This window comes from Citrobacter sp. MGH104, assembly GCF_001034485.1.
GTDB lineage: Bacteria > Pseudomonadota > Gammaproteobacteria > Enterobacterales > Enterobacteriaceae > Citrobacter > Citrobacter freundii.
In genome coordinates this window covers 1345392-1366521 of sequence record NZ_KQ089818.1, presented here as the reverse complement: position 1 = coordinate 1366521, position 21130 = coordinate 1345392, and the positions used below count along the sequence as shown (strand labels likewise).

Annotated in this window: 17 protein-coding genes; 6 read left to right on the top strand and 11 right to left on the bottom strand. The window is 49.8% G+C overall.

Going from position 1 to position 21130, the window contains the following annotated elements; all coding sequences use genetic code 11:
• Positions 1-166 precede the first annotated feature (166 nt).
• Genes SK34_RS06335 through SK34_RS06325 form a run of 3 tightly spaced genes read right to left on the bottom strand, consistent with a single transcriptional unit; the run spans position 167 to position 2983 of the window.
• Positions 167-880: an MgtC/SapB family protein gene (locus SK34_RS06335; protein ID WP_003037218.1), complete on the bottom strand. Its 714-nt coding sequence runs from the start codon at positions 878-880 to the stop codon at positions 167-169.
• A gap of 31 nt (positions 881-911) precedes the next feature.
• Positions 912-2147 (bottom strand): MFS transporter, encoded by a 1236-nt coding sequence (locus SK34_RS06330; protein ID WP_003037215.1) that lies wholly within the window; start codon positions 2145-2147, stop codon positions 912-914.
• 11 nt (positions 2148-2158) lie between these two features.
• On the bottom strand, positions 2159-2983 hold the full coding sequence (locus tag SK34_RS06325) for an MBL fold metallo-hydrolase (RefSeq protein ID WP_003037212.1): 825 nt from the start codon (positions 2981-2983) through the stop codon (positions 2159-2161).
• A gap of 334 nt (positions 2984-3317) precedes the next feature.
• On the opposite strand from SK34_RS06325, the gene SK34_RS06320 reads away from it, so the two are divergent.
• Positions 3318-5492, top strand: a complete 2175-nt coding sequence (locus SK34_RS06320) for an extracellular solute-binding protein (RefSeq protein ID WP_048232653.1) — start codon at positions 3318-3320, stop codon at positions 5490-5492.
• A 52-nt stretch (positions 5493-5544) separates the two neighbouring features.
• On the opposite strand, the gene SK34_RS06315 is transcribed toward SK34_RS06320, so the two are convergent.
• Positions 5545-6150 (bottom strand): short chain dehydrogenase, encoded by a 606-nt coding sequence (locus SK34_RS06315; protein WP_048232651.1) that lies wholly within the window; start codon positions 6148-6150, stop codon positions 5545-5547.
• Positions 6151-6248: 98 nt separating this feature from the next.
• Here SK34_RS06315 and SK34_RS06310 point away from each other — a divergent pair, with 98 nt between their 5' ends.
• The gene (locus tag SK34_RS06310; RefSeq protein WP_003037204.1) at positions 6249-7139 is read left to right on the top strand and encodes a LysR family transcriptional regulator; all 891 of its coding nucleotides are present in this window, start codon (positions 6249-6251) and stop codon (positions 7137-7139) included.
• Between the two features lie 70 nt (positions 7140-7209).
• Here the strand turns inward: SK34_RS06310 and SK34_RS06305 are convergent, their stop codons facing one another.
• From SK34_RS06305 to SK34_RS06295, 3 genes are read right to left on the bottom strand one after another with little or no spacing between them, the layout of a single operon-like run.
• The gene (locus tag SK34_RS06305; protein ID WP_003846009.1) at positions 7210-8724 is read right to left on the bottom strand and encodes a tripartite tricarboxylate transporter permease; all 1515 of its coding nucleotides are present in this window, start codon (positions 8722-8724) and stop codon (positions 7210-7212) included.
• 10 nt (positions 8725-8734) lie between these two features.
• On the bottom strand, positions 8735-9169 hold the full coding sequence (locus SK34_RS06300; RefSeq protein ID WP_008321484.1) for a tripartite tricarboxylate transporter TctB family protein: 435 nt from the start codon (positions 9167-9169) through the stop codon (positions 8735-8737).
• Between the two features lie 14 nt (positions 9170-9183).
• Positions 9184-10161, bottom strand: a complete 978-nt coding sequence (locus tag SK34_RS06295; RefSeq protein WP_003846007.1) for a Bug family tripartite tricarboxylate transporter substrate binding protein — start codon at positions 10159-10161, stop codon at positions 9184-9186.
• Between the two features lie 153 nt (positions 10162-10314).
• On the opposite strand from SK34_RS06295, the gene tctD reads away from it, so the two are divergent.
• Both tctD and SK34_RS06285 read left to right on the top strand, forming a co-directional pair.
• Complete coding sequence (gene tctD / locus SK34_RS06290) at positions 10315-10989, top strand: transcriptional regulator TctD (protein ID WP_003846006.1); 675 nt, start codon at positions 10315-10317, stop codon at positions 10987-10989.
• Positions 10976-12427 carry a sensor histidine kinase gene (locus SK34_RS06285; RefSeq protein ID WP_003846005.1) on the top strand — a complete coding sequence of 484 codons (1452 nt, stop codon included), beginning with the start codon at positions 10976-10978 and terminating at the stop codon, positions 12425-12427. The genes tctD and SK34_RS06285 overlap by 14 nt, the downstream gene beginning before the upstream one ends.
• Here the strand turns inward: SK34_RS06285 and SK34_RS06280 are convergent.
• The 4 genes from SK34_RS06280 to SK34_RS06265 are packed head-to-tail and all read right to left on the bottom strand — an operon-like array spanning position 12420 to position 17398.
• Positions 12420-13502, bottom strand: coding sequence for a fimbrial protein (locus SK34_RS06280; RefSeq protein WP_048232650.1), 1083 nt, complete (start codon positions 13500-13502; stop codon positions 12420-12422). The two genes, SK34_RS06285 and SK34_RS06280, sit on opposite strands and share 8 nt — an antisense overlap.
• Positions 13503-13512: 10 nt before the next feature.
• A complete protein-coding gene (locus SK34_RS06275; RefSeq protein WP_048217222.1) occupies positions 13513-16071 on the bottom strand; it encodes a fimbria/pilus outer membrane usher protein in 2559 nt (852 codons plus the stop codon).
• A gap of 13 nt (positions 16072-16084) precedes the next feature.
• Positions 16085-16756 carry a fimbrial biogenesis chaperone gene (locus tag SK34_RS06270; RefSeq protein WP_032938091.1) on the bottom strand — a complete coding sequence of 224 codons (672 nt, stop codon included), beginning with the start codon at positions 16754-16756 and terminating at the stop codon, positions 16085-16087.
• A 54-nt stretch (positions 16757-16810) separates the two neighbouring features.
• A complete protein-coding gene (locus tag SK34_RS06265) occupies positions 16811-17398 on the bottom strand; it encodes a fimbrial protein (protein ID WP_048217223.1) in 588 nt (195 codons plus the stop codon).
• Between the two features lie 1040 nt (positions 17399-18438).
• On the opposite strand from SK34_RS06265, the gene SK34_RS06260 reads away from it, so the two are divergent.
• Positions 18439-19854 carry an undecaprenyl-phosphate glucose phosphotransferase gene (locus SK34_RS06260; protein ID WP_048232648.1) on the top strand — a complete coding sequence of 472 codons (1416 nt, stop codon included), beginning with the start codon at positions 18439-18441 and terminating at the stop codon, positions 19852-19854.
• A complete protein-coding gene (locus SK34_RS06255; protein WP_003839728.1) occupies positions 19844-21130 on the top strand; it encodes an outer membrane beta-barrel protein in 1287 nt (428 codons plus the stop codon). The genes SK34_RS06260 and SK34_RS06255 overlap by 11 nt, the downstream gene beginning before the upstream one ends.

The following is a 21130-nucleotide window of genomic DNA, read 5'->3' as shown; positions in this document are numbered from 1 at the left end:
TACATTTTTGAAAAACGCGCACATAATGAGCTTGTTTGTTTATTATTTGTGATCAAAAGCAACAAATATTTAACATTGCAAACAATAGGGATTTAAAGCGAAGGCAGGGATAGAGCGGTTATATCAGGTGGTAACCACCTGATTTTTAAGAGGTAAATAAAGCATCTTAATGTTCAAGAGCAATAGCGCAGACGTGTTCAACATGAGTGAGATCGTGGTACAAGTCAGGCAAGGTCATCTTCTTACGAATTACGATTTTGAGATTAACCTCGATTTTACCCTTCTTAATATCCCTGATCGTTATGTTTTCAATAATGTTTTTCTGTTGATGGATGCGGGTTATCAGATTTTCGAGCGCATCGCGTTCATCAAGAATAACCCTGACTTTTACTTTTCCGGGGAACTGGTTTTTAGTCTGTAAGAAAATAATGAACGGGCTTAATTTAATTGCCAATAAAAATAAAGCCGTGGCAAAAAAAGCATGAAAATAAAAACCGGCCCCACAGGTGATTCCCACCCCAGCAGATGCCCAGACAATTGCCGCAGTAGTGAGACCAGAAATAGCATCGTCGTGTCGGTGCAGAATGACTCCCGCACCGAGAAAACCAACGCCACTAATAATCTGAGCCGCCAGACGCATAGGATCGCTACGGATGTTCATCGAAATTTCAGCATAGTATTCTGCAGATTGTATTGATACGACAGTTAATACACAGCTGGCTACGGATAAAATAACGCAAGTTTTGAAGCCAACCGGTTTCCCTTTCGATTCTCTTTCCAGGCCTATAATGCCACCCAGAATAAATGCAATGCTGATTTTGATGATCGTAGTTAAAGGCAACAATCCTTGCTCATTGATGATGGCGGCCAGATTATTCATGCAATTACCTTAATGAAAGAGTCTTTAACGATCAGGAGTTTGCTTTTTTCAATGGGAGGTCTGCTTTGCGTTTTGAAATATCGTCCCGGAAGAATATCAGGAAGAATACGCTGACCACTGCGGCAACGCCTGCTGAAACTAGCCAGAATGTTTCCCATTGCGGTAACGCCTGTGGGCCTTGTTCCGTCACGGTGCTGTTGAAGATTTGACCGCATACGGTAGAGGCAAACAGCAAACCGACGCCGTTGGAGACGATAAATCGCAAGCTTTGGGCTTGTGCTTTAATCTCTGGCGCGGCTTTACGGTCAACATAAATGTCGCCCACGGTAAAGAAAAAGTCCCAGCAGAATCCCTGCAACATCAGACCGATCAGCACAAACATCATGTTGGCATCCAGTGATGCATGAGCAAACAACAGTGTGCGGATGATCCAGCAAACGGCGCCCAACATGAGAGTAATTTTGAAGCCGGCTTTCAGTAAGAAAAACGAGAGCAGGAACATAAAAATGACTTCACAGGCGATGCCGACCTGCATCATTGACGCGGCGTTATCGAATCCAAGCGCTTTTAAAAAGACCGGGATATAGGCGGAATAAGCTGTTTTGGGGATCATCAGGACAAAAATACTGAGCATCAAAACCGAGAAACTGCGGTCCTTGAAGAGTGCCAGAGCGTCCAGACATAACAGATCGCGGAGTGTAAATACGCTTCCTTTTGCTTTCGGTGGGGTGTTTGGCAACGTAAAGCAGTAAAGGCCGAGCACGACACCGGAGGCTGACGCAATATACCAGGTGATGGTATTTCCAGAATAGCCCATTTCACCAATAATAAAACCGATGACCATAAAGCCAAATGTGCCGAACACACGAATAAAGGGGAAGTATTTCACCCCGTTAATGTGGCTGAAACTGATGCTGTTAGCCAGCGCAGTTGTTGGATAAAACAGCAGACCGACCAGGAAGATCATGGTCAACGTCATGCCCGTGTTTTGTGCCTCAATAAATTGTGGAACAAACAACAGTACGCCAGCATTAATTAAATGCAGGATCGCCATGACTTTTTGTGACGAAAAGAAACGGTCGGCTACCATGCCAATAAAGAGTGGCGAAAGAATGGTCGCCAGACCAAGCAAAGCATAAGATGAGCCAATAATGGTCGCCATACCATAGGTACTTAATACCAGTCCCATGGTCATATTCCAGGCGCCCTGCATGAAATATTGTATGAACATCATAACCAGCAGGCGTGGTGTTTTATTAAGGTCCATATTGCATATCCTTATTGGTTGATGCTCAGGTTAAGCCCATCCCAGGCGACAAGAATGTTCTCTTTGTCGCACGCCGCCACGAGATCGTCGTGCAGTAGACCGCCGCTGTGTGAGACATGCGAGACGATGAGTTGGCTATTTTTCTCAAGGCAGCCCAGTTCTGCAAGCCTGTCTCTGGCAGCGAAGACGGTTTCCAGACTCATGTGGTTATTTGTACGGTTATCACCATTAAAACCGTAGGTACATTCCAGCACCGTTAAATCGATCTTTTTCCCTTTTAACCATTGCCAGGTGAGTTCAGGGAACCAGCCCGAATCATGTCCATAGAAAATTGACTGACCATCTTTTTCGATAAACCAGGTATAACAAAGCTCCCATTTGGCATGGTTCGCCAGCAGTGGAGTGATTCGGTATCCGCGGGTTTCAACGGTTACGAAGGGAACCAGGCAATGAAAAGCAAATCTTTCTGCGCTGTAGCCTGGTAACACTTGTGCCGCGCCGTTAATCGCACGGTCATTACCAAAAATGTGCAACGGATGAGTAATCTCAAATCCGTACCCTTCCATTCGGCTAAAAAGATCGCCGACGTTGAAATGATCGGGATGTGTATGCGTGAACAGCAGCGATTTGATCTCTGTTGCGTCCAGGCCATCTCGCAGCAGTTGCTGGCTGAATTCAGGCGCGACATCGATCAACAGTTCATCGTCGATGATCGCTGAGGAGTGCGTGCGTATGTCTTTGCCTTTACGAATACGGGCTTGCTGACAGTGCTCACAACGGCAAAAAGGATTGGGTATCCCTTCGGATGCTGCGGTTCCCAGAAAATGAATATTCATGTTTCCCTCTTGATCAAAACAGAGTGTTGTTTTTTGAACGAAAATGTAATGAAACGTAATTGGAACGTGTCAATTATTATCCTGCAGCTTTAAGGCAACAACGATCTTTTGTTGCATAAGTGATCCTCTTCAAGGATTTAATAATTTATTTTTATATTTCATAGCGTTGAGATTTTTAGTTCATTTCTTCGTGCTATGTGGGGTTGAAAGGTGGTTATAAGAATGTGTTGATAAAATGCACTTTTTAATATTGTAACGTTCAAATTATCTTGCTGGAGATAGTTTCCTGATGAGCGCCGTGCTAGCATCAAAACATCAGGGGAAGGGTGTAAAAATGCCAACTATCAAAGACATAGCAAGAATTGCCGGTGTATCGCATGGGACTGTCTCGAATGTGCTCAATGGCAGAGGAAATGTAAGCGTTGAGAAGATTGAAGCGGTTCAACGTGCGGCCCGAGAAGTTGGCTATCAGTTGAATGCGCAGGCGCAATCATTGAGAGCCAGCAAAAGTCAGGGAGTGGCCTTGATTCTGCCGGACATCAATGCGGAACGTTACTATCAACTTTATCGGGGATTACACCAGGCCTGGCAACCTTCACTCAGCGAACCGGTTGATCTTTACCTGACTAATGATTTGCCCAATCTGGAACTGGATATTTTGCAAACACTGGCGGCAAAGTCTTACCAGGCTGTTGTCACCGTGAGTTGCCTGGACAACAGCCAGCCCTATTACGATATGCTCAGGCTCTCTCCGGAGAATGTGCTTTTTGCGTATCGCCAGCCAGCCGGTGCAGTTTGTTATATTAGCCTTGACTATGTGACCGCAGGGGAAGAAACCGCAAGAAGGGCACTGGCGCAGCTGCCGGGTCATATTGGTGTTTTCTGCGAGCCGCTGGAATTTGCCCACAGTGCACGCTTTACTCAAGCGATACAGAAGGTATGCCGGGAGTTAAGTACGCACACAAAGCTTACGGTTATACCTGCGCATGCCAGTGAAGTTAACACCGTCGCGTTTGACTTTTTCCGGGGGGCGATACCCGATCTGTTTATTGTTCAGGACAGTGAGAAGACGCGTGCGTTGACGCAAGCGTCCTGGTTTGGGAGTTCTCAGTCCTGCCCGCCGATAGTACAACTGAGTGATAATCTTCCTGCATCTTTTGATGGAATCACCAGCTATCAGATGGATTATGCCCGCCTGGGGACAACTATTGCTTCATGTATTCGCCAACCCAAAAGTAAAGAGAAGCACCGTATTCTGACGAATTGCGGTTTTTCCTGGAATGGGCAATACGCTCCGCCTCATGAGACGGAGGCGACGCTGAATATGTTAATTTTGCCCAGCCCTTCGACCGATGCGCTGAAGAAACTGTTACCTCACTTTTATCGCCAGACCGGTATTAAGGTTAATCTTGCGGTTTATCCGTATGATGAGGTTTTTGAAATTCTCTCTCATCTTCACCTGCACCCTTATTACGATTTACTGCGAATCGATATGGCATGTTTTCCCTGGTTTGCAGAAAAAGCATTATTGCCGCTGGAGTCGGTCTCCCCCGAACTCCCGTTATTGCTGGATAACTTCTCTGAGCAAATTCAGCAGCACTTCAGCCAGGTGAATGGGACTGCATGGGCAATTCCCTTTGATGCCAGTATGCAGCTTCTGTTTTATCGACGAGATCTGTTTGAAGATGCGACGATTAAACGGATGTTTTATGAATCAACAGGCAAAGAGTTAACGCTACCAGAGAATTTCGCACAATTTGATGAGATTGCCGCTTTCTTTAGTCAATTGCATCAGCCAGAAAACAGACAGCGCCCAATGGGAACGGCGGTGACGTTGGGCAGCTCAGGACTTATCGCCACTGAGTACTTGCTACGTTACTACGCGTTAGGTGGACGATTGGTGCGTGAGGGCGAGCCGGTACAACTTGATGCTTCGCTTGCTGCCGCTGCACTCGAAGAATATCTGCACCAGCTTTCTATCGCCGTGAATCTCCCTGGTGAGTGGTGGAGTGATGCGGTTAAACAGTTTGAGCGTGGAAATCTCGCCATGCTGATTATGTATCTCAATTTGTTTAACGATGTTGCGCATACGACCATCGCCCCCACGATTGGCTATGCTCCCGTTCCGGGGCAGCTTCCACAATTGGGCGGTGGCTCTATTGGAATGTCTCGCTACAGTAAGAAGAAAAAACAGGTTGAGCAGTTTTTTCATTGGCTTTATTCCGATGAAATTTCGCGCCATCTGGTTCTATTGGGGGGCAACAGCGCCTGGTCTGGAATATGTCACGATCAAAATGTTCTCAATCTCTACCCGTGGTTTAATTTACTGAATGAAAAAGGCATGACGGGAATACGGGAGTCTCAGGGAAGTAAAGGTGAGCCTTTTAACCTGCGACAGGCAGAGATTATTATCGGGCAAGGCGTGACGAATGCGATTAACGGCATTATGGACGTCACGCAGGCCGTGGAATACATCAATGCGCGGATCAGAAACGAAACGGGTGCCTGAAATATGCGACTCATCGCCTCTTACTGATGACGTAAGAGGCGAGAAAAAGCGGTTAACAGTAACCCACTTTATAAATGCGCCCGCTCTGGATGCCTTCGACGCTGCGGCGATAGGCGTTGGCGACCGTGACGGCGGGGACGCTTTCAAAGCCGGGGAAGAACCCGTCATAGGCTGCAGCGGATTCACTCAGCACGGTCGGGCTTATCAGGTTAATACGCTGACCACGCTCTAGCTCACAGGCAGCAGCGCGCACAAATCCTTCCAGACCGGCATTGATCGTTGCCGCATTTGCGCCTTGTGCGATGGGCTCGTGGGCGATAATGCCGCTAATTAACGTTATCGAACCGCCATCATTGAGGAAATGCTGCCCGGTTAAGGCCAGACGTATCTGGCCTAACAGTTTATCCTGAAGCCCCTGATTAAAGTCCTGGTCGGTCATTGTCGACAGCGGTCCAAAGAATAGATTGCCGGTGGCGGAAACGATCGCATCTACCCGACCGACTTTTTCGAACAATGCCTCGACACTCTCCTGCGAGGTGATATCGACCTGGTAATCCCCCTGCGTGCGACCTACGCGGATCACCTCATGTTTACGGCTTAACGTTTCTGTGACTGCGCGACCCACTGTACCACTGGCACCAATAATGACGATTTTCATAACCACCTCCGCAATAGTGTGAGCCGCTATTCTTTAATGAAAATGAAATCGGATAAACTGGCTAAAAGTTAGATTATTACTAACCAGAGGTTTGCAATATGGATAAGTTACGCGGCATGGAAACGTTTGTCGCCGTGGTGGAGAGCGGGAGCTTTACTTCTGCCGCGACGAGGCTCGAGATGTCTGCGGTGATGGTGGGAAAATATATTGCCCAACTGGAAGCGCAGCTCGGCACGCGTTTGCTGGAGCGCAATACGCGTCGCCAGAGTCTGACCGATGCCGGACGCGTCTATTTTGAAGAAGCCCGTCGCGTGCTGGAGCAGGTATCGATAGCTGAACGTTCGGTAGAGCGTCTGCGGCTGGCACCAGCAGGGACGCTGCGCATAAGCGCGCCCACGTCTTTTGGCGCTTGCGTGATCTCGCCATTGGCCGCTGCGTTTTTACAGACCTGGCCAGAGGTGCGCATTGAACTGGATCTAACCAACCGGATGGTTGATCTGGTTAATGAAGGTGTTGATCTGGCGATCCGCATTGGCGATATCCATCAGACTGACGTGGTGGCGAAATACCTGTGTCCCTACCGTATGGCAATTTGTGCTTCGCCAGAATATCTTGCCCGCCATGGCACCCCCCGAACGCCCGCGGATCTGGTGGATCATCTGTGTCTGTCCCATACCGTGTGGACGGCCCGCAACGAGTGGATACTGCCTGGCGTGACGGGGGAAGTCAGATGGAAACGCGATGCGATCCTGCGCTGTAACGATGGTCATGGACTGCGTATGGCGGCGGTAGCGGGGGCTGGGCTGTTATTGCAACCGGAGGTGCTGTTGGCAGAAGAGCTGGCTACTGGCAAGTTGGTTCGTATTCTGGAAGGATTTACGCCACAGCCGCGGCCGATTCATTTGCTGTGGCGACAGGATTTGCGTCCGTTGCCCAAGCTGACACGGTTTGTTGAGCACGTTCTTAGTGCAGTTCAGGAATTAAGATGAAAATGCCGGATGGTGCTGCGCTTATCCGGCCTACAGTGGCGATTAATCGTAGGCCGGACAAGGCGCGTTATTAACTGATATCCACCTGTGGTTTGCTGTTGCGTTTACGGATCATGCGCAGCACCGGCGGGACCACGATAACCAGTACCGCCATCACCAGCAGCACTTTCGCCACGCCGCTGGCCCACAGAATATCCATACTCCCGTTACTGATAGACAACGCCCGGCGCAGGTTCTGCTCCAGCATTTCCCCGAGAACGAAGCCCAGAATCAATGGCGACATTGGGAAGTGCATTTTACGCAAAATGTAGCCCAGCACGCCGAGGGCGACCATCAACACCAAATCGAAGGTAGTGCTGTGGACAGCGTACACACCTACCGCGGAGACTGCCGCAATAGCGGGTACCAAAAACCACAGCGGAATGGTCAGCATGCGGGTAAACAAACCGATCAGTGGAATGTTCATCACCAGCAGCATTACGTTAGCGATCAGCAGCGCTGCAATCAGCCCCCAGACGATATCCGGCTGTTCAGTGAACATCGCCGGCCCCGGGGTGATGTTGTACAGCGTCAGCGCGCCCATCATCACCGCCGTGGTACCGGAGCCCGGCACGCCGAGCGTCAGCATCGGGATGAAAGAGCCGCAGGCCGAGGCGTTGTTGGCGGCTTCTGGTGCTGCTACGCCACGAATATCCCCCTTGCCAAAGCTGTCGCTGTTGCCGCTGAGCTTTTTCTCGGTCATGTAGGTGATGGCACTGGCAATGGTGGCGCCAGCGCCAGGCAGAACGCCGACGAAAAAGCCAATCACTGATGAACGCAGGGTGGCCCCTACGCACTGAGCGCCTTCTTTGGCGTTGAACAACATGCGGCCCGTTTTACGCACCAGCGTCTGGCCACTGCTGGTATGTTCCAGCATTAACAGTATTTCAGAGACAGAGAACAGCCCAATCACCACTACGATAAACTGCACACCGTCGGAGAGATGGACACTGTCAAAAGTAAAGCGATAAACCCCGGTGTTGGCGTCTACGCCGACGGTCGCAAGTCCGAGACCGATAAGCGCTGCCAGAAATGATTTCAGCGGATTTTGCGCCATCATGCTGCCGAGACAGGCAATGGCGAAAACCATTAAGGCAAAGTATTCTGCCGGACCGAAGGCCAGCGACCATTGGGCTAACGCCGGGGCAAACAGAATGATGCCGCCGATGGCGATAAGCGAACCAAAGAAAGAGCTGACCGCCGAGATAGAGAGCGCCACGCCGCCGCGTCCTTGCTGCGCCATCGGGTAACCATCCAGCGCGGTCATAATCGCCGCCGCATCGCCGGGAACATTCAGCAGGATGGAGGAGATGCGCCCGCCATATTCACAGCCAATGTAGACCGTAGCCAGCAGGATCAGCGCGGATTCTGCGGGCAGATGCAAAGCAAAGGCCAGCGGCAGCAGGATCGCCACGCCGTTGATTGGCCCAAGGCCAGGCAGCAAACCCACAATGGTGCCTACAAAACAGCCTATCAAGGCGATGACCAGGTTTTCCGGCGTCATTGCCACCGCGAAACCCTGAGAAAGATAAATCCAGGTATCCATCGTTTCTCCGTTAACCCAGCCAGGCGCCGAGTGGTAAGGTGACGTCAAGCAGTCGGTCAAAGGCATACCACAGCAGAATGCCGAGCACCGCGCCGGAAATACCCGCAGCCGGGATGGTTGCGCCGAACAGCATGCCAATCACCACGGTGAGAATGGCGGTGGCGATGGGAAAACCGAGCCACTCAAAACCCCAGGCGTACATCAACAGAACAATTACCATCGTCAGCAGCTTTTGCAGCACGTGGCGACGGGGCCAACTGATGGTATCCGGATGGCGCAACAGCAGCGCCACGGCGCATACCAACATCAGACTGATAATGCCCAGCGGGAAGGGACGCGGCCCTACGGGTTCATAGCTGTATTCGCTGCTGATTTGCCAGGCCACGAACAGCCCGGCTATGCAGAGCAACAGCCAGATACCTGCAAAAATACGATCGCTCATCATCTTTGCCTCTGCGTTTACTTCGCCAGACCGAAGGCTTTCGCCTGCTCACGATAATCCGTAACCTGTTTTTTCACGTAGTCGTCGAGCTGTTTGCCGCTCATGTTGAACTCAAACAGACCGCGCAGATCGCGTTGTTTTTTAAACTCATCGGTCTGCTGGAGTTTGTTAAAGGCATCAACCCACCACTGATACTCGGCGTCGCTGACTTTTGGCCCAACGTAGAAGCCACGAATGATAGGCCACACGAGGTCATAACCCTGCTCTTTGGCGGTTGGCACGTTGGCTAACTGGCCCGGTAGGCGTTGATCGGAGAACACCGCGAGCACGCGGATTTTGTCGCCACTGAGGTAGGGCACCATCTCACTGAGATCGCCGGAAACCACTTGTACGTGATTTCCCATCAATGCGGTAACCGGTTCGCCACCGCCTTCAAAAGCCACATAGCGCATCTTGTGCGGATCGACATTGGCTTTTTGCGCCAGCAGCGCCGACTTCATCCAGTCCTGGCTACCGATAGAAGCACCTGCGCCAATGACCACGCTGTTAGGGTCTTTCTCCATTGCCGTAAGCAGATCTTTCAGCGTCTTCCATGGCGCATCCTGACGTACGGCAATCATGCCGTAGTCGGTGCCGACACTTGCCAGCCAGCGGACATCATCCACACCGTAGCGACCAAACTTGCCCTGTGACAGGTTCAGCAGGGAGCCGCCGGAGAAGGCCACCACGGTTCCCGCTTCAGCCGGGCGTTGAGCGACGATCGCGTTATAGGCCACGGCACCAACGCCGCCAGGCATATAGGTCACGCGCATCGGTTTTTCGATAGCACCGGTTTCCATCATGCTCACCTGAATCAACTTACAGGTGAGATCGAAACCACCGCCGGGTTTAGCAGGGGCGATACATTCAGTGCGCGATGGCGCTTGTTCGGCCAGTACAGAGGTACTCATCAGTAAAATGCTTGCAGTAAGGGTACGAAGTAACTGTTTTTTCATTGTTTATCCTCACGCCGGAAAACCGGATTTTCGGGTACGGAAGAAGATTTTTGTGATTATGTGAGCCGATGTGTAGCAGTTCGGTTGCGTGATTGTTAAAACATTAACCTTTCAATTCCCTTTCAATGCGGCAGAAACTTTACAGGATGTGATATGCGTCTCTTATTAGCGGAAGATAACCGTGAGTTAGCTCACTGGCTGGTGAAAGCGCTGGTGCAAAACGGTTTTGCCGTTGACTGCGTTTTTGATGGCCTGGCGGCCGACCATCTTTTACATGGCGAAACATACGCGTTGGCGGTGCTGGATATCAATATGCCGGGGCTGGATGGTCTGGAAGTCGTTAAGCGGCTGCGCAAACGCGGGCAGACGCTTCCTGTCCTGCTGCTGACGGCGCGTAGCGCGGTGGCCGATAGGGTGAAAGGGTTGAACGTCGGGGCCGATGATTATCTGGCAAAACCGTTTGAGATCGAGGAGTTGGATGCTCGGTTGCGAGCCTTGCTGCGTCGCAGTGCGGGACAGGTGCAAGGCATACAGCAACTGGGGGAGCTGGCGTTTCACGATGAAGGCTATTTTCTGTTGCAGGGGTTGCCGTTGGCGCTCACGCCGCGAGAACAGGCGCTGTTGACGGTGCTGATGTACCGTCGGTTGCGACCAGTTTCACGCCAGCAGTTGTTTGAGCAGGTCTTCAGCCTGAGTGATGAGGTCAGTCCTGAAAGCATTGAGCTGTATATCCATCGTTTGCGCAAAAAGCTACAGGGAAGCGATGTGCGCATCGCCACGTTGCGTGGTCTGGGTTATGTGCTGGAGCGTAGCGATGAAGTGGGTTAAACCCCAATCGCTATACCTGCAACTGCTGATGTTTTTGGGCCTGCCGCTAATGTTGCTGTGGGGCCTGTCAGCATTTAACAGCTATGTCAGCGCGCTACAGGCGGCGACCCAGGCGTATGACCGCACGCTGCTTTCATCCGCCAGGACCGTCTCCGAGCGGCTGGTGGTGCGCAATAAACAGTTAGAAGTGAATGTGCCATGGGTGGTGCTGGACAGCTTTGAATTGAATATGAACGACCGACTGTATTACAAAGTGGTTGATCCGGCGGGGAAGGTTATCTCTGGTTATGACGATTTACCGGCGATGCCGCCTGCTACCTCGCGCACGCGGCTTTATCCGGCGCTGGCATGGTTTTATCACACTGAATATCGCGGTGAGGCAATCCGTGTGGCGCGTCTGCTGCAGCCTGTCAACGAAGGTGGCATTGTTGGCATGGCGGAGATTTATGTTGCCGAAACGCTGCAATCGCGGCGTTATCTGGCGCGACAGCTGTTGTTTTCCTCGTGGGTCTCGCAAGGGCTGCTGGTACTACTGACTCTGGTGCTGGTTGGCTGGCTGCTGCGCCGGGTGCTACGCCCGATGCGCCAGCTGTCATCGCTGATGGTGCGTCGTGAGCCGGGGCTACTGACGCCGCTGCCGGAGCTGCTGCCGTGGTCGGAAACCCGTCTACTGATTGTGGCGTTTAACCGCTATCTGGACCGACTTCGCGGCCTGATTTCTCGCCAGGAGCGCTTCAGCGCGGATGCTTCCCATCAGCTTAAAACGCCGTTGGCAGTGCTGAAAACTCAGGCGGCGGTGGCTCTCGCCAGTCAGCAGCCGCAGCAGTGGTACGAGAGTCTGCAAGCCATGAGTACCACGCTGGATAACACCATTCAACTGACTGAAAGGCTGTTGCAGTTGTCTGCGGTGAAGCGCAAAGAGCAAGGGGAAAGGCATTTCTCGCCGGTTAATCTGTATGAGGTGGTGCAAACCAGCTGTTTTACCCGACTGGCGCAAGCGCGTAGTAAAGGGATCGATCTGGGCTATGAAGGGGATCAGGACGCGGTGTGGGTTGAGGGCGACGAAGTCTTGCTCGGGGAACTGTGCGGGAATCTGCTGGATAACGCACTGAAATACACGCCGCCGTGTGGCGTGGTGACTGCCCGACTGCGGCGAGAAGGAGAGGCTGTGGTGCTGGTGGTTGAAGATAGCGGGCCAGGCATTGATGAACAAATGGTGCATCAGGCGCTGCTCCCGTTTCATCGTCTGGATAACGTCGGCAATATTCCTGGGGCAGGAATCGGTCTGGCGCTGGTCAACGACATTGCTCGCCTGCATCGTACGCACCCACAGCTATCCCGGAGTGAAGCATTAGGCGGGTTAAGCGTACGGATGCGGTTTTTATGTCTGGAGCGAGAAGGGCAGGACGATCGGTGTCGTCCTGCGCCCGTTATTTAAAGGTCACTGTCGCATTGACCGGGATACTAAATGCGCCTGGTTGAGGAGGGTTCTTCAGCCAGAACAGGGTCGCCATGAACTCTTTGCGCCGACTGTCGCTCTGGTTGTTAAACGCGCCGCTGGTAAAATCGATGCGGTTGCCGCTGATAATATCCCCGGCGCCGGGCCGTGCAGCATCCTGAAGTGTAACGCCGATATCCGGCGTACCCTGACCGGTAAAAACCGTGCCGCTGTTGTGCGTGGTGCCGGTAAAGGTTATCGCGTAATTGATGCCGCGACATTCATGCTTCCCGGCAGCTTCTGCAGCGATAACGGCAAACTGTTTGCTGTGGCTGTTATCCTTGCCCGCTTTGGCTTCGGTAATGCTGATCCTGCCAAACTCGACGGTATCCGTTCCCTTATCAGAGGCGATCAAGACGATCGGTTCGCAGTTGATATAACTGATGTTATTCAGGCCGGTCAGCGCGGGGCCAAAGTTTTTTGCCGGATTGCTGGCGGAACAATGCGTACTGCAAGAGTTAATGCTGCCAATACCGTCGACGACGAAAACTTTGTTGATGGTGCGACCCGCCAGTGCGGGCAAAGGATCCGGGAGCTTTCCGGTGGCGACCAGACTGAGGTTAAAGGTGAAAGAGAAAGTTTGCGGAAGTGCCAGGCAGGCACTGGTATTTCTGTGGCTGTTACTATTGCAGTAGCCGTTTGAACCTGTTCGGGGCAGCGTTGCCTGATATTGCGTGGTGACGGCCTGCGCGCTCTGATCGTAAGAACGACCATCGATGCTCACCACCAGTTTCATATTGGTTCCCTGCAAAAAATGCGCAAACTCATGGTCGGGATCGATGTAGATTCTGGCCGCTTCGCCCTGGGGCATATGGTCCGTGTCGCTGCAGGTGACGCTAACGGTTTGTGAATTGGACACCCAGACGGTGTCTCCGGCGGCGGTGCTGCGGCTAATTTTAATCGGATCAACGTGTACAGAGACGCTGTTTGCTGTACAGGTAACCGCATAGCTTGTACTACTGAAGATCGGCAAACAAAACAGCACCACGAGTTTAACTATTTTTAACGGATTCATTGATTGCACCTTACGAACCGACGCACTGGGCAGTAATTTGTGTATATCCGATTTTCTTCACCGGCTGGTGATGGTTATCCGGCATTTGAATAAAGCAGTGTTCATTGGTATGTGAGCCCCAGCGCACTTCCAGGCGCGAATTATCTTCCACGCCGCTGGCATACAGAGCGCCATGCAAACCGACCAGGCCGTGATTGCGGCCTTTGGCATCCCGAACGATCGCACCAACCGGCGGGGCTATGTTGCCGGGTATGACTGCATTCACCAGATAGTTGCGCCCGCTGAAGGTTTCAAACACGACTTTGCCGATGGCTTTCTCTGTCGGGACAATTTTTTTCTGTGCCTGGGGAATATCCAGACCGGCGCCAATATCGGCGGTATTCAGACTCACCACGTTGTAATGCCAGGCATCTGCCGCAGTCAGGACCGCATAGCCGTTACCGTCTATCGCCACGCCGTTTTGTTGCTGGATATGGACGCCGTCGGCATTTTGAGCCTCGACCAACACCATGGTGTCACCCGGAGAGTGCATAAGCGTAACGCCGCCTGCGTGCAGCATCGCCCCGCCGCTGATGCCCATATTCATATTCTGGTAGTTGCGCCCGGCGCTATAGCCTCCCTGAACGTTCATCTTGTCGCCTTGCCAGGCGGCGTTAACGCCGGCAGCGGAATCTTGTCGATCGGTGGTACTGCCTTGAACGCCCCAGCTCAGACGATCGTCAAATGCGGTGTTGCTGTAGCTGGTGGAGTAGCTGTCGCCATTCTGCTGGCTATGCATCACGTTGGCAGAGACAAAGCCGTGGCTGTCCATGAAATCAAATGGGATGGATAACGTCAGGTTGATACTGCGGTCCTGGTAGTCGTACTGGTTGCGGGTGTCCTGCACGTATACGCTCCAGTTGATTTTCCCCAGCGTATCGTTGTAACCCAGCTGTATCGTGCGGTCGTGACTCCCGTTGTGCCAGTAGTTTTGCTGGCTGGCGCTGACGTAAAGCGAGGCGTTATCCCACAAACGCTGATTAACAGAAACCTCAAAACGTTGGCGGCGATTATTGTAGTTACTGGTGTAGTAATGCTTTTTGTTGTGCTGCTCGCCAGGGTAACGCAGCTGCTGATTGGGGTCGTCATAGGCGATGTCGTAATAACCCGAGGACCAGCTGTTATGCTCGTTAATGGTGTCGCTAAAGCTGTAATAGCCGGATGTATTGTAGCGGTAGCCAACCAGACGAAAATCCGTGCCGTACTGGTTCAGCGATTTAGAATACAGGAAACGGTAACTTTGCCCCGTGGACGCTTCTCCGCTGGCAAGCTGTGCTCGGGCGGTGGTGATATCAAAGGAGATCGCGCCGAACTGATGCAGATCCTGAGCGACCCCAGTGGCAATCGCGTTGTAACTTTCCGCCGTCAGTAAACCGCCGTACAGCGTGGTTCCAGAGCTGAGGCCATAGCTCAACGTTCCCTGGACAAAACGGGGCCGCCAGCCGCCACTGTAACCGTCACGGTATTCCCCGGCCGTAAACTGAAAACGGCTGTTACCTGCGCGCAGCATGTTCGGTACCGCCGAATAAGGCACGCTGAAATTGCGACGGCTGCCATCGGCTTCAATAACGCTAACATCCAGATCGCCACTCTGGTTGCTGGGGTTAATATCGTCGATGTCAAACGCGCCCGGCGCGACGTTTTTACTGTAGATCAGGTAGCCATTTTGCCGGATTTCGATTGTGGCATTGCTGTTGGCGACGCCGCGAACGACCGGGGCAAAATCGCGTTGGCTATCAGGCAACATATTTTCATCGCTGGTGAGCTGCGCCCCGGTAAACTGGATGCTGTCGAACACATTGTCATCCGTGTAGGTTTGCCCGATGCGCAAGCGGCTACGTAGCGCAACAATATTGCGCTCCACCCACGTAGAAACCGCCTGCCCCTGGCGGCCTGAACCGCTGGCGTAGCTGAACGTGGACTGGTTACGGAAATGCCATCCCGCCAGGTTGATGCCGTTGGCAAAACTGGCAAAAACGGAGTCATGATCCTGACCCTGTTCGGCCAGGCGGGTAGTATTGACGTTGTAGCCGACAAAAGCGGCATTAACCCCATCGTCATAGGCAGACTCCGGGACTGCATCGTGTGCGGTCGAGAGCAGAAAAGCTTCCGGCACTGAAATATCAATACGCTGGTAGTTTGCATCTGCCGTCAGGCGGCTGTTTGCTATCAGCGCTGTGAGCTCAATGCAGGTATCGCTGCGGTCATCCGGGATTTTAATCCCGTATCTGCGCAGATCGTCAGCGCTTAGGCAGGGTTGTGGCTTGCCTTCTGGCTGACGTCTTTTGAAGGCAACATTGCGCGTCTCAACGAAGCTATGATCAATATAAATATCGTATTCAAACGTCCCTTCGCTAAGCCCATCATTACGGGCGATTTGCACCACGGAGGTAATATTTTGCGCACCGTGCACAAAACGGGTATTAAATTGTGGCGCACTGTTGGCGTAAGCAGGCATACACAGGACCAACGTTGACAGCGTAAAGACCTTTTCCTTAAACCGTTGCGGTTGCTTATTTTTTATCATCATTGCAACCTCTGACTTAATAACACGATATCGGGACGTTATTGACCGCGTTAGTGCCGCCGTAATCATCTACCCAGTTAAAATCGATGTGGCTAACTTTTTGCTGCGACAGCGTAAACGTGCGTTCGCCATGAGGATTCACCATATCGGCATCAACGTTTTGGCCGTTAATATGCAATTGCGTCAGAGAAATATGTAACGGTGTCGGATTAACGGCACGCAGAGTATTTCCGTGACATTGCCACTGTAATTTCTCGACCGCTTCAGGTAGCGTCATATTCAACCCCGCAGGGCGATAAAAGAGTTTGATGCGAATTCGTTGCGCCAGTTGTAAGGTATTTTCCTCGTTTTCAATGGTGGGGATTTCCTGCACGTTAATCCACAATACCGATTCAACATCATGGGGAAGCCCGTTGCCCTGGTAAATAGCCCGTAGCCCGGCGGATTTATGGCCGTCGAGTTTCAGGATCGGCGGGGTAATTATCATTGGTAGATTGGCCGGCGTCTCATCTGGATTACCCTTATCCAGCCATGTCTGTACCATATATGGCTTGTCTGTATTATTGTTGACGTCAAACATCGCTGCTTTATCGTTCTCATTATAAATAACGCGTGTTTGACCCAAATTAATCGCGCTGTGTGCGGTGCTAACCACGCACAGCAACAGATAAAAGAAGACTTTATTCATCAGGTGCACTTTCCAGATTCAGGGAACAGTGCCATCCATAGCAATCAACGTCCGTTATTTATAAATGACGGTATAATTCATATCCGCAGTAATTGTGCCTGCCGCAGGCAGCGTTGCGCCTATTTGCTGATATTTGGCGACCAAATCAATATGTGCATCGCCGTTTTGGTCCGGTGTCAATGACACTTCATTCTGACTAGCGGAGAAATCGAGGGCTTTACCTGAGTTACCTTTATTGTCCACTTCAATGCCGACATCGGTGGCTGCTCCTGTTGTACGAGTTGCTTCCAACAATGTGGTATTACTGCCAGGATTTTTACCGGTAAAGACCACCACATAGCTGTGTGCTCCCGTTGCGCCACTACAGCCGGTAAATTGCAACGTAAACTGAGTATCGCCGGTGGTAGAGCCTGCGCCGCCAAATAACTGGTTGGTGACTTGCGGTAATACGACGTTTGTATTTGTTGGATTGGCGGTGTTCACTACGCAGGTGCTGGCAACAATTTCACCGGTAAAATGGACCGTCGCGGTGGCTTTAGAACCTGCTCCCGCGGTGGTGGCGTAATTAGTACTTCCTGCCGCGCCAACATTAGCCGCAAACAAAGCAACCAGCGCGGTGCAGGTGAGTGTAATTTTCTTCATCATAACTCCGTTAAATTTATTATTTACCCAGAAGAGTACTTGTCAGAGGCGCAGATTCAGCCGGAGTACATCAATGTCAAAAAATGATGCAGGACTTCATTTAAAAGAAACGATTAACGTTTGTAAATTGCTCAACAAGTCATCCGCTGCGGATATTATTTATTTGCGAAAAATAAGTAAACATAATTTTTTATGTGTGATGAAAGGGTGTTTTAGTAATCTTTTAAGGTTTTTTAACACGGTGTATACATGATTATAAATAACGTATGGGATTATCGTTGTGGTACATTTAACAAAATATCAATGTTGTCATTTATTCTTTTTGGGTGTTTTGAATGAGCGGATTGATCTGTGTTGAAATTACTGTTGTTAGATGTATAAGTTCGCAGAATGTTGATATTAGCGAGATGTGATATTCATTTTGGGGTTGAACAGTTACAGTGTGTTTTTTATACCTGTAAAGTCATGTTGGTCATCTTCAGTCATCGGAGTTGCTACAATTATTTAAACTAAATTTTTTGTGCTGAATTTGATTGTTCTTCATTTTTGTACATCAGAATGACGATAATTCTAAGATCCAATCAGTAAGCATCACGCTCACAATAAGCTTGCTAATCATTTTCTTGTTAATATATTCCCGTGTTATTTTTCTTAAGGATATTATATACGCTTATATATGCTACGGATTTCTCGTTGTGGGAAGGCGGCAAGTGAGAGGCTCCCGATGAGCCTACCCCAGTAAGTGACCCGGGTATTCATCATACAATTGCACTTGCTATTAGTTCATGAACTGTTATCTGTCAATGCGATTTTTGTTGCAGGTAATTATATTTTCTAATGTGGAAAATAAATCGAGCTTGATTTTAATAGTCAATAAAATCATATTGATGCTGATATCTTGTGAGGTGCTTGTCACAACTTGCCATCTTTCTTTTTACATTTGCTGACAATCTACCCTTGTGTTTTTTAAGCTTGTGATATAATTAACTTCATGAAATAAGAAAAAAACAATTAAAGATCAATCGATAATAGGTTGAGATATGCTTAAAAATTCGCTAAAGATTAGCAGTCAAGGATATCCGGTCTTTTTAAAACTGGTCGATTTCATTGTTATCAATGTGGTGTTAATTTTTAGCGCCCATCTGCTGGGTTTGGTGCCCTTTAACACCATTGCGATTTTGAGTCTTCTCTTCTCGATCTTTTTCTTACTGTTTGCTGAATACATTAAAATGTACCAGCAAAAGATTAAGACGATCGGTTTGCGTAATCAAAAACGCTTGGTTTTTTGTACGCTGCTGGCGATTTTTTTTAACGAACTGGTCAGTATGACGGTGGCTGAGCCTGAATCACTCGGCTACTTAGACAGACTGCCTTCACCGTTTTATTCAGCCATTATTTACTGGTACTTCATTCCATTACCTTTTCTATACTATATCCGCTTTTTTCTTTTCAAATACACCGCCAGAAAAAATATTCGCGTTGCTGTGATTGGGCTTACTGAGAACGGTCTGGCGGCGGAAAACGCATTGACCACTGAATATGCCAATATCAAATTAGACCTGGCATTTTATGATGAGCGCAGTCCATCCCGTTGCGGCGATGTGGTGGAGAAAATAAAAAGTCCCTTTCGCGGCTCGGTGAGCAATTTAGTTGAGGAAGCCAGGCAGGGAAATATAGACGAAATCTACATCGCTTTACCGATGGTTGCTTTACACCGAATTCGTCATTTTTTAGCGATGATGTCTGACACCACCGTAGATACCTATATTGTCCCTGACTTTTATACCTATAGTAACAACATGTCCAAGTTACGCTCCATCCACAACCTGCAAACTATCGGTATCTTCAGTTCACCGTTTGAAGGGGCGGGGTCGTTTATTAAGCGGGCGGAAGATCTGGTTCTTGGCAGCATCATTATGGTGATGATTTCCTCGCTGATGCTGGCTATTGCCATTGGTATCAAACTCACGTCCCGCGGGCCGGTGTTTTTCAAACAGGACCGCTATGGTCTTAGCGGGCAAAAAATTAAGGTCTGGAAGTTTCGTTCTATGCGCGTCATGGAGAATTCCGATACGGTTATTCAGGCCACGAAAAACGATCCGCGGGTAACCAGATTCGGGAGCTTTTTACGCCGCACTTCGCTGGATGAACTTCCGCAATTTATTAACGTTTTGCAGGGAAGTATGTCGATTGTCGGTCCCAGACCTCATGCGGTAACGCATAATGAGCAGTACCGCAAACAGGTCGAAAATTACATGATCCGCCATAAAGTGAAGCCTGGGATCACTGGGCTTGCACAGATCAACGGTTTCCGCGGGGAAATCGATGCGCTTTATAAGATGGAAAAACGGGTTCAGTACGATATTGAGTACATTCAAAACTGGTCGTTATGGCTGGATATAAAAATCATCATTAAAACTATTTTCAAAGGATTTGTCGGTAAGAATGCATACTAAATTGATAGTGATTACCGGAATCGTGATATCGCAGCCCGCATGGGCTGATTTAACCCCGAAATCACACATTGGCTTTGCGGGAATCGACTTCCAGGGCAAGGTCGCTGTGGATTATGGTTATAATGATAACGTTTCTTATCAGCCACATAGCAGCGATGCTATTGGTTCCTCGTTTCAGAGCGCAGCGCCTGTACTGAGTATGATCGGAGAGCGTGGTCAGGATAAGTATTTACTGATGTATTCCGGAGATTATCGTAACTACTCCAGTGATTCCGCTGATAACTATAACGATCATTTTTTCCGTTTTAACGGTGCCTGGCGGTACGGGCTCAAGCATGGTCTAACCCTCAATCTGGAGGATACGCTTGGGCATGAATCCCGTGGTCGCGGTATTACCGAGGGTTTTCTCCCGGGCCAATTCGAGCAGTATGGGATTACATCTCCACTGACGACGAATTTTATCAACAGTGAATTGCGTTACAGTTACGGCGCACCTGATGGGCGTGGGAAAGCGGAACTGGCGTTGTTGTATAAAAAACTCACTTTCGGCAACACGTCTGATGTACGGGACAGCAGTGAAGACTTCTACAATTATATTCAGGAACAGGAATGGCACGAAAATAGCTTGGTGGCAGAAATTTTTGACCAGTACACATCCAGAACGCGCTTTCGCTATAGTTTTATTACTAACCAGCGTCGCTATGATAACAACTCAGAAAAAGACACTAATGAGTACTATTTGCTGTATGGCCTGAAGTCGCAGTTGACGGGGAAAACCAATGTCGACATGAATATTTCATGGCTGTATAAAACATTTGAAAACAACGCAAACTCGCATGATTTTAATGGTCTAAACTGGGACATAAAAGCGGAGTGGAAGCCATTACAACAATCAGTTTTCACGGCCCACTCTGCGCAAAGCATTAAAGACCCATCGGAAGTTGGGGGATATATTTTAGTGACCCAGTATGGCCTTTCTTACCAGCATTTCTGGTTAGGCACTCGTTTTTCTACTTTATTGGACTACTCATTCACTTCGGAAGACTATAAAAAACAGAACAAGGATCGACATGATAAAGATGGTGTGTTTAGCGTAACCATGAGCTATGACTATACGCCGTCGGTTAATTTTGAGATTAAATATCAGATAGATACATTAAATTCGAATAGGGATACTGACTCGTTTTATATCGGTCCCAACGACAATCAGGAAGTTATTAGAACGTTGGGTTATGATAATTCTATGATTATGCTTAAAGCTAAGGTTCAGATCTAA

Coding starts and splice junctions, on each gene's coding strand:
- SK34_RS06335 (WP_003037218.1), bottom strand. CDS start 880: ATGAATAATCTGGCCGCCATCATCAATGAGCAAGGATTGTTGCCTTTA.
- SK34_RS06330 (WP_003037215.1), bottom strand. CDS start 2,147: ATGGACCTTAATAAAACACCACGCCTGCTGGTTATGATGTTCATACAA.
- SK34_RS06325 (WP_003037212.1), bottom strand. CDS start 2,983: ATGAATATTCATTTTCTGGGAACCGCAGCATCCGAAGGGATACCCAAT.
- SK34_RS06320 (WP_048232653.1), top strand. CDS start 3,318: ATGCCAACTATCAAAGACATAGCAAGAATTGCCGGTGTATCGCATGGG.
- SK34_RS06315 (WP_048232651.1), bottom strand. CDS start 6,150: ATGAAAATCGTCATTATTGGTGCCAGTGGTACAGTGGGTCGCGCAGTC.
- SK34_RS06310 (WP_003037204.1), top strand. CDS start 6,249: ATGGATAAGTTACGCGGCATGGAAACGTTTGTCGCCGTGGTGGAGAGC.
- SK34_RS06305 (WP_003846009.1), bottom strand. CDS start 8,724: ATGGATACCTGGATTTATCTTTCTCAGGGTTTCGCGGTGGCAATGACG.
- SK34_RS06300 (WP_008321484.1), bottom strand. CDS start 9,169: ATGATGAGCGATCGTATTTTTGCAGGTATCTGGCTGTTGCTCTGCATA.
- SK34_RS06295 (WP_003846007.1), bottom strand. CDS start 10,161: ATGAAAAAACAGTTACTTCGTACCCTTACTGCAAGCATTTTACTGATG.
- tctD (WP_003846006.1), top strand. CDS start 10,315: ATGCGTCTCTTATTAGCGGAAGATAACCGTGAGTTAGCTCACTGGCTG.
- SK34_RS06285 (WP_003846005.1), top strand. CDS start 10,976: ATGAAGTGGGTTAAACCCCAATCGCTATACCTGCAACTGCTGATGTTT.
- SK34_RS06280 (WP_048232650.1), bottom strand. CDS start 13,502: ATGAATCCGTTAAAAATAGTTAAACTCGTGGTGCTGTTTTGTTTGCCG.
- SK34_RS06275 (WP_048217222.1), bottom strand. CDS start 16,071: ATGATGATAAAAAATAAGCAACCGCAACGGTTTAAGGAAAAGGTCTTT.
- SK34_RS06270 (WP_032938091.1), bottom strand. CDS start 16,756: ATGAATAAAGTCTTCTTTTATCTGTTGCTGTGCGTGGTTAGCACCGCA.
- SK34_RS06265 (WP_048217223.1), bottom strand. CDS start 17,398: ATGAAGAAAATTACACTCACCTGCACCGCGCTGGTTGCTTTGTTTGCG.
- SK34_RS06260 (WP_048232648.1), top strand. CDS start 18,439: ATGCTTAAAAATTCGCTAAAGATTAGCAGTCAAGGATATCCGGTCTTT.
- SK34_RS06255 (WP_003839728.1), top strand. CDS start 19,844: ATGCATACTAAATTGATAGTGATTACCGGAATCGTGATATCGCAGCCC.